The organism is Stieleria sp. (assembly GCF_041595215.1).
GTDB classification, from domain to species: Bacteria; Planctomycetota; Planctomycetia; order Pirellulales; family Pirellulaceae; genus Stieleria; species Stieleria magnilauensis.
This window is the reverse complement of sequence record NZ_JBFHKV010000140.1, coordinates 1-11,586: the sequence shown is the minus strand read 5'-3', so window position 1 is coordinate 11,586 and position 11,586 is coordinate 1. Positions and strand designations below refer to the sequence as shown.

Here is an 11,586-nt window from a genome sequence, read left to right as displayed (position 1 = left end):
CCAAGCCGACTCCGAAATACGCTTGCCAAATTCGATTGACGATCGATCGGGCCGTGGTCGGAGATTCGTCCGAGGCCAACCACCGAGCGAACTGCAATCGCTTGGGCTCGGTGATGCTCGGTTCGGCGCTCGTTTGCAACGGATGCAAAAACGCCGGGACGTGCGGCTGGACTTCTTCGACGGGGCTCAGGAAATCACCCCGCGCCAACAACGAGGTCGTCCGCGGCGGGTCGCGTCGGGCCAAGGTCAATTGCGTGGTGCCACGGGGATGCGATTTCCACGCCTGCTCGATCGCGTCGTTGTGCGGTTGTGCGTCGGCCACGGTGGTCCGCCAATGAGAAAACAGCGTTGCTTCCTCCGCCGGCGTCCATTGGTCCGGTGCCTGCTGAATCAATGTGGCGACGGCCTGGGGCAGCGGATCAAATTCCGGGATCGCGTCTGCGGTCAGCGAGACGCGAAAACGTCCGATGTTGAAAGTCTGGTTGTCGTCACTGTTCCATCCGCCGTGTCGCTGGGCCAGATGGACGGTGACGATGGCGTGTTGTCCGTCGGGGATTTCGATCGGCTGGTCGAATTCAAACCATGCGGTTTGCGAGATGTTGCTCAGCGGCGTGTCGACTTCGTTGGTCCAGGCGGTCGTCTCGTCGCCGTCGATGGCAAAGTCGATGCCGCCGGTGATGCGTTTCTGGTCCTTCTTGTTGTCGTACCGCGGTTTCAACTCCGCGACCGCCGGCGAGCGATCGGCGACGGCGCGGCTGAATTTGATTCGCGTCGATTGTTCGGGGGCGCCAGACAATGCGACGTCGGCCGTCAATTCGCTCAGCGCCCACGTCCCGTCGACACTTCGTCCCGGTCCGCCACGCGGAAGATTCGGGTGTGTCAGCAATTCCAATTGCAGTCCCGTCAGCCGCTTGCCATGAAAGGTGCCAGTGCCTTGCGGTTTGAAGTTTGTCGGCGCATAGCTTTGGCACAAATACGACCCATCGCCTTGGGGTTGAAATTTCGATCCGCTCAGCGCCGTGTCCAAGAACGACAGTTCGGTCGCCGTCCAATTCGGTTCGCCCCGTGACGCCACTTCTTTCGCCCAGCGGTGCATCTGCTCGCGCCAGTCGGGCATCGCTTGCTTGATCAAACGCTCCTGTTCTTCGATCTGCCGCAGCACTTGCTGGCGGCGTTCGAGTTCACTGTCGGTGTAAACCGGCACGATCGCGTCATGCGTGTTGTTGAGGAACGCGAACATTCCGTAGTACTCGTGCTGCTCGATCGGGTCATACTTGTGCGTGTGGCACTGTGCGCATTGAATCGTCAGCCCCAGGATGGATTTGCCGATCGCGTCCATTCGGTCAAACATCGCTTCCATCCTGAACTGCTCGGGATCGGCGCCGCCTTCCTCGTTGACCATCGAATTCCTGAGGAATCCGGTGGCGACGTGATCGGCTTGTGTGGCATCGGGCAGCAGGTCGCCGGCGATTTGGCGAATGATGAAATCGTCGTAGGGGCGATCGGCATTGAACGAATCGACGACCCAGTCACGGTAAAACCAGGCTTCGCGGGGTTTGTCTTTTTCGTACCCGTCGGAGTCGGCATAGCGGGCCGCGTCCAACCACAGACGCCCCCAGTGTTCGCCATAGTGATTCGACTGAAGCAACCGGCTGACCAGATTCTGGTACGCCGTCTCACCGTTCTCTTGAAGACGTTTGTCCCATGTCGCGACAAAGTCCGGTTCCGGGGGCAGCCCGGTCAAGTCCAACGATAGACGGCGGATGAGCGTGCGGTTGTCGGCGGCCGGCGAAGGCGACAACCCTTCGGATTCGAGTTTGCGAGCGACAAACGCGTCGATCGGATTGTTCACCCATGATTCCCGTTCGACGGGGGGGATTTCCGGGCGAGCCGGTGGCACGAATGCCCAATGGGTTTCGTACGCGGCGCCCTGGTCGATCCAGCGTTTCAAGACGTCGATCTGTGACGCGTCGAGTGTCTTGCCCGATTCCGGCGGAGGCATTTTTAACTCGGGATCGGTTTCGACCAACCTGGCATACAGCTCGCTGGCCGAGGCGTCGCCGGGCTGGATGACTGCGACCGCGGAATCGGGATCGTCCAAACGCAAATCCGCTTCACGCGATTCTTCATCCGGCCCGTGACAGGCGAAACAGGCATCGGACAAGATCGGACGGACCTGGCTGGCGAAGTCGATATCACTACTATCGGTCGCGTTTTCTTGAGCAACGGACATGCCGCAGCAGCACATCCAGGCCAGCAAGGTGGCGAATCTTTGATTCATGGGCGATCGTTGCGAGGTGGGGAGTGGGAGGGAACGTCATTGTACCATCGAAGTGTCGACAACGTCTGCAAGACTGCCCGTTCCGCCGTCCAGTGGCAAAGACGAAAATCTTCCTACACACAAAATCTTCCTACCCCAGAATCTTCCTCTCCCAACTTCGACATCCCGCACGGACGAGTGATCTCCCCCCAAACCATCGCGTCGGATTGAGCAAACGGATGGACTGGTAGATAATCGCAGCTCACGCGAATGCCTCTCCTCGGACCCGCCCCATGCGAATCGTCCTGTGTTATCCCGTCGGCAAGAAACATATCGACCAGATTCAAGCCGCGGCGCCTGATTTTGAAGTGGTCAACGCCGGCCAAGAACGGATCGATGAGCTGCTGCCGACGGCGGACATCTTTATCGGTCACGCCAAAGTCCCGGTGAATTGGGATCGTGTGCTGCAGGCGGGTAAGCTGCGTTGGATTCAGTCTTCGGCGGCGGGGCTGGATCATTGTCTGGTCCCCGGCGTGATCGAATCCGACGAGATCGTGGTCAGCAGCGCGTCGGGTTTGTTTGCCCCCCAAGTCGCCGAGCAAACGTTTTCGCTCTTGTTTGGCGTGATCCGCCGCGCTCCGCTGTTTTTTCGCGCCGAAGCGAAACGCGAATTCGTGCGGTTGCCCACCGATGATCTGCGTGGCAAAACCGTCGGGATCGTCGGCCTGGGCGGAAACGGTCGCTTTCTCGCGCGCGTGCTGGCCCCCTGGGACGTTCGCATCATCGCCACCGATTTCTACCCCGTCGATCGTCCGGCAGAGGTTTCGGAGCTTTGGCCGGCCGACCAACTCGATCGGCTGCTCGGCGAAAGCGATGTTGTGATTCTGACGTTGCCGCTCAACGGGGACACCAAGGGTGTGTTCGATGCCGAACGTTTCGCGACGATGAAGCGTGGTTCGTACTTGATCAACGTCGCCCGCGGATCGGTGGTGCAAGAGAAAGCGTTGTGCGAGGCGTTGGCCAGCGGTCACTTGGCCGGCGCGGGATTGGACGTGACGGAAGTGGAACCGTTGCCGCCGGAGAGTTTGTTGTGGGACGACCCGAAAGTCATGATCTCGCCGCACGTGGGCGCGCAATCCGCTCGGCGTGTCGACGATTCGACTGCTCTGGCCGTGATCAACTTAAGACGCTATCAGTCGGGCTTGCCGGTCTACAATCGCGTCGACAAACGACTCGGGTTCCCCCATCCGTCGTCGGTCTATCGCGGTCAGGCCGATTGAGCCCCACGCGGAGATTCCGTCCCCTTTTTCCGCCCGATCCCACCGCGTGCACCTTCCACCGCGTGAATCATGAGCAGTAGCAATCGAACGGCGATCCCCTGTGAAGCGGCGGTCTATCGCAACGATCACCCCGTCGGCCCGATGAGGTTGCCGATGAAAGATCAGGCGGCGTTCATCAAAGAGTTCAATCGACTGTATCGCGATGCGGGGATCGTCATTGAGCCGATTGAGCATTCAGCTGCCAATTGTAATCCAGGTAAGCAATGCTGACGGCATTGCCCAACGCGGCGCGTTGGGCCGTCGAATCGGGCAACCAACCGGCGATCCGCCGCAACACTTCCGACTGGCCGTCGCCAAAATCTTCGCCGAACCAATTCAAGATGGCCGACAGATAAAATCGTTTTCCCGAAACGTCGTGGCGAAAGTTTTGGCTGCGTGAGAAAAAGTCTTTCGCGTTGGTCGTCAACTGTTCGTCAACACGCTCGGGGACGTAGGCTTCATTCAGTAGGCGAGGGCAACCGATCGACGCGCACACGATCGCAAAATGGATCCGTGGCTCGCCCATCTTACGCAACACCTGGTGTTCAATTTCGTCCAACGAAAACGGTTGATGGCCGACGTGCAATTTCAAGTCATGCCAGATGTGGTATCCCCACAGCTTGGGCGTGTGATTGCGAATGCTGGTCGTCGGGTACTCTCGCAAGATGCCCTTGATGGTCAATGCGTTGTAGGCGTTGATCCAAAACGCCAGCCGATGGGCATGCGTGGTTTTCTCGTCCGCGGCGATCGAAGCGGTGGAAAGATGTTTCAGGTAATTGTCGAGCGACGTTTGGTCTGGTCCGCTAGCGTGCCATCGCTTGTAATCGACTCGCCCGTCTGAATCGACATACTTTGCCAGCAACTTGTTCCAGCTCGAATGATCGATGGTGTGCATCGGAACCAACTTGGCTTTGTTATCACCGACGTAGACCGGTGTTCCCGCGACGGCGTGCCGGGATGCCGCGACGCTGAGCACCAGCGCGGCGGCAAGTGTCAATGCAGTCGGAACGTAACGATTCATGGGCAAAGATCTCTGGCAAGGGGGAAGCGTGATTGTAGCTGGTTGATCTCCGGGCCAGCTACAGTGGCCAATGCCCACCGACGATCACGTTCCGCCAGGAGCAGGCAATCACATCGAATTGGCGGACGAGCCGGGCCAACACCCATCTCCGGTTTCCAGTGGGATAGGCTGGGATAGGCTCTGTTTATCGCGGCTGGCCGCCAACAAATAACCGTGGGTGTTAGCGGAACGGCGCGAGCCGTCCGGTATCAGCATGAAGATACCGTGAAAGACCGGAGGGCTCGCGCCCTGCCGCTAACAATCAGCATCACCTCCTCCCCGACACAAATCTCCATGAACCAACCCGAGACGCCAGACGACGCTTCCGAGAAACCGTCGGGATCGAAATGGAAGTTGATCGCCTTTGCGATCTTGGCTGTGGTGATCCTGTCGGTGGGCTTCCTGTATCGGGACGTGATTTCGCTAGCGACGCTCGCCCAACGCGAATCCCAGCTGCGAGCGTTTCAAGACCAGCATCCGGTCGCAGTTTATGCGATTGCGTTCGGCGTTTACGTTGCCGTCACGGGATTGTCGCTGCCCGGGGCCGCGGCGCTGACCTTGGTCTATGGATGGTATTTCGGATTCGCCCGCGCCCTGGTGTTGGTCAGTTTCGCCTCCACCGCCGGGGCGACGACCGCGTTTCTGAGTAGCCGCTATTTGTTGCGTGATGCGGTCCAGTCGCGATACGGGGAGTCGATGAAAACGTTTCAGAAACGACTCGCCGAAGAAGGCGCCTTTTATCTGTTCACGCTGCGGTTGATTCCCGCGGTCCCGTTTTTCGTCATCAATCTGGTGATGGGGCTGACGCCGATCCGGGTGCGGACGTTTTGGTGGGTCAGCCAGCTGGGGATGCTGGCCGGAACCGTGGTCTACGTTTACGCCGGATCTCGCGTTCCCAATTTAAGTGTGTTGGCCAAAGAAGACGTCAGTGCCGTGTTCACCCCCTCCCAGTTGTTGCAACTGACGGTCGCGTTCGCCCTGCTGGGGATTTTTCCGCTCGCCGTCCGCAAGATCCTGGCCGCCTTCCGCGGCCCCAAAGTGGCGTAAGCTTCCAGCTTGCGAACCCCGGTTTGTTTTTTGGCGTCGGTGTTTTAGCATGACCGACATGAAATTCACCAAAATGCACGGCGCCGGCAACGACTACGTCTACGTCGATTGTTTTTCCCAATCCGCCCCCGAAAACGCTCCCGAATTGGCTCGCCAGATCGCCCATCGACACTTCGGTGTCGGCGGCGACGGGTTGATCCTGATTCGCCCCAGCGATTCGGCCGACGCGCGGATGCAGATGTTCAATGCCGACGGCAGCGAAAGCGAAATGTGCGGCAACGGAATTCGCTGCGTCGCCAAATTCGTTTACGACCACGGCATCGCCAAGCGGGACGCTCTCAAAATTGAAACCGGTGCTGGTGTGCTGGATCTGGCGCTTTCGGTGGGCAGCGACGGGTTGGTCGATCAAGTCACGGTGGACATGGGCGTGCCCGAATTGGTCGGGCCCAAGGTCCCGACGACGATCCCCACCGCCCGCGACGACCAACGTGTCATTGCTGTCCCGGTCGAGTTCGCCGGGCAAACACTGGAAGTGACCTGTGTGTCGATGGGGAATCCCCACTGCGTGATTTTCGTCGAAGAAGCGAGCGACGAGTTGGTCCTGGGGTTGGGGCCGAAAATCGAAATCGACCCGCGTTTCCCCAACCGCATCAACGTCGAATTTGTCGAAGTCCTGTCCCCGACCGAAGTTCGTCAGCGGACCTGGGAACGCGGCTCGGGCGAAACCTGGGCCTGCGGAACCGGCGCCTCGGCGGTCTGTGTCGCCGGCGTGTTGGCCGGGCGGACGGAGCGAAAGATTTTGAATCACTTGCTCGGGGGTGATCTGACGCTTGAGTGGATCGAGCAATCCGATCACGTGATGATGACGGGACCGGCCACCGAAGTTTTTTCCGGTGAGTGGCCGACACGTTGAATGAATCATTTGGATCCGAATCGGACGCTCTGACACAAGCCGTTTCCGTCAGCGAGCTGAACCATCAGCTCAAGGCGGTCGTCGAAGGCACGTTCCCGATGATGTGGGTGGCAGGCGAAGTGACCGACGTGGCCAAGCCACGCAGCGGACACATCTATTTCACGCTCAAGGATGACGACTCGCAAATCCGTGCCGTGATGTGGCGCAACGTGGCATCGCGTTTGAAGTTCGATTTGGAAAACGGCCAGTCCATTCTGTGTTTCGGCGGGCTGGAAATCTACACCGTCCGCGGCACCTACCAGATCGTCGTCCGCAAAGCCCAGCCGCAAGGCGTCGGGACGCTTCAGTTGGCTTTCGAAAAATTGAAAGCACGTCTGAACGCCGAGGGGCTGTTTTCCTATGAACGCAAGAAGCCGTTGCCGAGTCATCCGCGTCGGATCGGCGTGATCACCAGCCCCAGCGGCGCGGCGGTTCACGACTTTCTGGTCGCCGCGGAAAACCGCATGATCGGTGCGGAGATTTTTGTGATCCCGGCCCAAGTTCAAGGCAGCGGCGCGGCCGAAACGATCGTCCGTGGTTTAGAAGCCGCAGCGATGGTGCGGCCCAAGCTGGATGTCGTCGTCGTCGCACGCGGCGGCGGCAGCTTGGAAGACCTTTGGTGTTTCAATGAAGAAGCGGTCGTGCGTGCGATCGCCCAATGCCCGGTCCCCACGGTGTCGGCAGTCGGCCACGAAGTCGACGTGACGCTGTCGGACTTGGCCGCCGACGTTCGAGCCCTGACTCCGACCGACGCGGCCACGAAAGTCTTCGCCGATCGGTCGGGGATTGTTCAACGCGTCAACGATTTATCTCGCCGACTTCATCGGGTGATGCAATACGAACTCGAGCGGCGACAGGTTGCACTGGACACATTGGCCAACCATCCGGCGATGTCCAAGCCGATGGAAATGGTGCACCTGCGGTCGCGGTTGGTCGATGAACTCGATCAACGGGCCAAGCAAGCGATCGATCGCCGCTTGCAGCAATCCAAATCCAACGTCGCAACCCTGGCAGCAAGTCTCGCGGCGCTGTCGCCACTGAACACGCTGGCCAGAGGTTACAGCGTGACCAGCGACTGCGACGGCAATGCGATCAGCGATGCTTCACGGCTCGAGATCGGCGAACGAGTCACCACGCGTTTGGCGAGCGGCTCGTTCGAATCCATCGTGGATAAGATCGATCCCGCCTGAAGTCACGTCACGCTGGCGCAGAGCGTTGGTCTCTACACATGTTTTGCATGTCAGGTCCGTTCAGAGTGGATGGTTTCGGCCAACGGCCGTTTACATCCATAGCCTTGGGCATCGCCCAAGGTCCGCAAACGAGAACGGGAGGGATTGGCCAACGGCCATGCACAAATGCCTCGTCAAATGCGAAGGTTGTGCATGGCCGTTGGCCAAGTTTTTCCTCGTTGCCATAAGGTCCCTGGGGTGGCGCAACCATCGCAAACGCTCGGTTTGCTTGCCCCAGGCTAGGGATATGCATGCCCTTTGGGCAAAAGGCGACTTGTGTCGATACCAATGCCCCAAACGCAAAGTGTTGGTGCCGTCGCATCGACTCTGTTAGCATGGAACGGTTCCTCCCGAACGTTTCGTTGTCGAGCCATTGGATGGTTGTTCGACGTGGAGAGTTGCGATGCAAACAGAATCCACCACCGATGAATCCGATATCGAGCCTGTGATCGGCGGGGCTCGATCATCGCTCCAGCGGCATCTTGATCGCCTGGATGTGTTGAAGGTCGGTTTGCGAAATTCCTTCGGGATCGATTTCCGAACCGCATCCCGACTGGTCCACGACGACGACCGTGAGGGGCGGTCGGAACGGTTTCATTATCTGCCCGAAGTGTTTCCGTTTCTCGATTCCAGGGTGCTGTCGCTGGGCAACAAACGACGTCGAGCGTACGAGTCGATCAAAGAGCAGGCGGTCGAATCGTTTTGGAAACTCTACTCGGATTTCCAACCGATGTTGCAAGCGGTCGCCGAATCGTCCGGCGTGGACACCGATCGGCTCGGGCCGGTGCTGGGGCGTTCGCTGCTGTTGTTTGACGCATCGCGACGCACCAAGTTTGTGACCTACTTGGAAAAGTCACTGCGGGAATCGGTCAAAAATCTGCGTGGTGAAGCGTATGCCCGGCAACTCGGGCTGCCCTTGTCCGCCGGCCGCTTGGTGCCGCAGATGCAATGGGTGCTGCAGCGGGCGTCGATGCAGCGGGGGCGGCAATTGTCGGCCGAAGAATCGGATGCCGTCGTGATTGACTTTCTGACGCGTCATCGCGCGAAATTCAGTCGCGATTCGATGCGTCGGATCGCCGAGGTGATGCGCTGCGGTCGTCGCGAGGTGTCACTGGACGTCTGCCATGATTGGCTGGAGCCCTCGGTCGGTCAGGGCGACGGCGTTTCCGGCCCGGGCAACGTTTCTGGCCCTGGCAACGATGGTTGGGTTGAAGAGCAGGAGGAACGCGAGTTCCAGTTGCGTCAGATTCATGCCGCGATCGAGCGAGCGGGGTTCGACGCCGAAGAGACTTGTGTGGTGCTGCAGCGATTGGACTTGCCCCACGATCAGGCCCGCTACGAACGCGTCGCATCCGGCGTCACGTCCGCATCGCTGCGAAAACGGGCCACGCGAGTGTTGGTCCGTCTGATGGCTGCCCGCTATGCACCCCAGGCCCCGCGATTCGGCGGGTTGCTGCGTCGGACGTCGTCGCAGGCCGCGGCGGAGTTGCGGCAGATGCTGGCGGAGTTCGCAGCCGAGCGGGGCTGCCGGACGGCGGCGTTGGCGGCCGAGCTTCTCAATTGGATGTCGCTGAGCACCAGTGTTTATCGCCTCTCGATCACCCAGCGGGGACGCGTGGCGGAGTTTCTCTCGGGCGATACCGGCACCGCTCTCGCCTCGGAGTCGTTTCAAAAACTCAAGGCGGCGTTGATCGAACAGGAGCGGCTCGGGTTTCCCTGTTGGGACGAAATCGCGTCGCCGCCGGAATGAAAAACACGCCCAAGGGCATCAGAATCGCTCTGACGGCGGGAGAACGCGGTGCAAAAGGCAAGCTTTCGATGGCCAAGCGTTACGAATCGACTAGAATTTAGGAGCGGGAACGCCACGACCATCGTTGGGCAACCCCTCTGCGGAGCCATTTCGGCGGGTCTCGCCGCCGCTTTGAAAGCCTATCCATCCTCTTCTTCCACTGTTAATGATGAAACGAAACACCATTCTTTCAGTAATGGTCTTGTTCGCCTTTGCGCCGCAGATCGGCGCGCCGGTCGATTGCAACGCCGAGGAATTGATGTCGCCCCGGACCGCGGTTCGTTTGGGATTGGAAGAGGTGTGGCGGCGGCAAATGCGCATCCCTGCCGGAGCCGGATCCATCGTCGATCAGCAGATCATCGTCCACGAGGCCGACGCGCAAGAATTTGTCGAGGTGGTGACCAAGGCGACCGAGGGCCAAGAGTCGAAGGTGCTGTTTCGGATTCCCACCGATCAAATCGGCTCTGATGGACTGGCGATCGGCAAAGAGGAAGCCGAGCGGCTGGCCCGACGCGAAGTGACGATGATGGCGCGGCGATACCCGGATCTGTCGATCACGTCCAAAACGTTGCCCCGTATCAAGCTCTACACCGCGGCCAATAATGGGACGCTGGAATGCCGCAATGCCGAAACCGGGACTCCGATCTGGATGACACAGGTCGGCGACGGGCAGCTGAACTATGGACGCATGGGAATCGACGATCAATTTGTCACGATTACCAACGGCGGCAACCTGATCAAGATCGACGCGACCAACGGCGAACCGATCACCACGGTGCGAACGACCAGCATGCCGCTTTACGGCGCGATCCACGCCGGCGATTTTTCGTTGGTGCCGACCATCCGCAACGGTGTCGAGGGCTACCCGCTGCGGGACATCACCCGTGACCCGTTCATGGAAATCGTCTCTGGGTTGGCGCTCGAGCCGCCGACCAAATCGCCGACCTCCTCGAAAATCGCGTGGGCAACCGATCGCGGTTTCGTCTACGTGATGGAACTTTCCGGCGAACCTTCGGTCTTGTTCCGTTTGAACACCGATGGAATCGTCAGCGGACGAATCGCCTCGGCTGACGGCGATCGATTTTTCTTCGGCAGTGAATCGGGGCAAGTCTACGGCTTGCGCGCGACGCGAACCGGACGCGTGTTGTGGAGTCATCCGTACGGTGAACCGTTCTACAAGGCTCCGTTCCTGGTCAACGGCCTTGTGCTGTTGCCGTCCGCTTACGGAAACCTCTTCGCCATCGACGAAAAGACCGGCTTGGGCGTTTGGGATCAAGCGATCCCGAATGTCGACGAGATCATCGGCGGGTTCGACAATCTGCTCTTCGTCCGACTGCTCAGCCAAAGCTTTGCCGCCATTGATTTGGAAGCCGGAAAAATCGTCGACATCGACAATTCGCTCAAGCCGATCAAGTTGCTCGTCAATCGCAGCACCGATCGGTTGTACCTGGTCAATTCCGTCGGAACGGTCCAGTGTCTGCGAGCGATCGGCGCCGAAAGCCCGACGATCCGACGATCGACCGATAGCGGTGATCCGGAGGACGCTGCGGAGGAAGCCGATGCACCCGAAGCCGCGATGCCGGCCGTCCCGGCAACCGATCCGTTCGGCGCCGGCGGAGACCCCTTCGGGGCCGGCGCGGCGGACCCCTTCGGTGCCGGTGGTGCTGAAATGGCCGACCCCTTTGGTGCACCCGCCGAGGCCGGAAACGATCCCTTCGGCGGCGATCCCTTTGGGAATTGAGCATCGCTGTAATGCGTCCAGGTCGCACAATCCGACGACCTGGCAGGGGGATTCCCACTACGCATCGCAACAGCGGTGACCGACCGCCCGATGCGCTCATAGCGTTCAGAGTCCTGTTGTCGTGACGGTCGGGTCTGTTCGTCCCGCCGGCAGCGTCGACTCCTCTGCCCCCCGAGCTCCGTTCGCGGT

General features: G+C 59.8%; 8 protein-coding genes. 6 read left to right on the top strand and 2 right to left on the bottom strand.

The window, feature by feature from the left end; all coding sequences use genetic code 11:
* The coding region (locus ABX749_RS07860) for a DUF1549 domain-containing protein (RefSeq protein ID WP_372895487.1) at positions 1-2,281 on the bottom strand (2,281 nt) is incomplete at its 3' end.
* Positions 2,282-2,553: 272 nt separating this feature from the next.
* Between ABX749_RS07860 and ABX749_RS07855 the strand changes: the two genes are divergently transcribed.
* A complete protein-coding gene (locus ABX749_RS07855; protein ID WP_372895486.1) occupies positions 2,554-3,540 on the top strand; it encodes a D-2-hydroxyacid dehydrogenase in 987 nt (328 codons plus the stop codon).
* A 214-nt stretch (positions 3,541-3,754) separates the two neighbouring features.
* Here ABX749_RS07855 and ABX749_RS07850 read toward each other — a convergent pair whose 3' ends face one another.
* Complete coding sequence (locus tag ABX749_RS07850) at positions 3,755-4,600, bottom strand: DUF547 domain-containing protein (protein ID WP_372895485.1); 846 nt, start codon at positions 4,598-4,600, stop codon at positions 3,755-3,757.
* A gap of 333 nt (positions 4,601-4,933) precedes the next feature.
* On the opposite strand from ABX749_RS07850, the gene ABX749_RS07845 reads away from it, so the two are divergent.
* From ABX749_RS07845 to ABX749_RS07825, 5 genes are all read left to right on the top strand, one after another.
* Positions 4,934-5,686, top strand: a complete 753-nt coding sequence (locus tag ABX749_RS07845; protein WP_372895484.1) for a TVP38/TMEM64 family protein — start codon at positions 4,934-4,936, stop codon at positions 5,684-5,686.
* A gap of 58 nt (positions 5,687-5,744) precedes the next feature.
* A complete protein-coding gene (dapF, locus tag ABX749_RS07840; RefSeq protein ID WP_372895483.1) occupies positions 5,745-6,599 on the top strand; it encodes a diaminopimelate epimerase in 855 nt (284 codons plus the stop codon).
* Positions 6,596-7,828 (top strand): exodeoxyribonuclease VII large subunit, encoded by a 1,233-nt coding sequence (gene xseA, locus ABX749_RS07835; protein WP_372895482.1) that lies wholly within the window; start codon positions 6,596-6,598, stop codon positions 7,826-7,828. Before dapF ends, xseA begins: the two co-directional genes overlap by 4 nt.
* 442 nt (positions 7,829-8,270) lie before the next feature.
* On the top strand, positions 8,271-9,617 hold the full coding sequence (locus tag ABX749_RS07830; protein WP_372895481.1) for a hypothetical protein: 1,347 nt from the start codon (positions 8,271-8,273) through the stop codon (positions 9,615-9,617).
* 205 nt (positions 9,618-9,822) lie between these two features.
* On the top strand, positions 9,823-11,397 hold the full coding sequence (locus ABX749_RS07825; RefSeq protein WP_372895480.1) for a PQQ-binding-like beta-propeller repeat protein: 1,575 nt from the start codon (positions 9,823-9,825) through the stop codon (positions 11,395-11,397).
* Positions 11,398-11,586 lie beyond the last annotated feature (189 nt).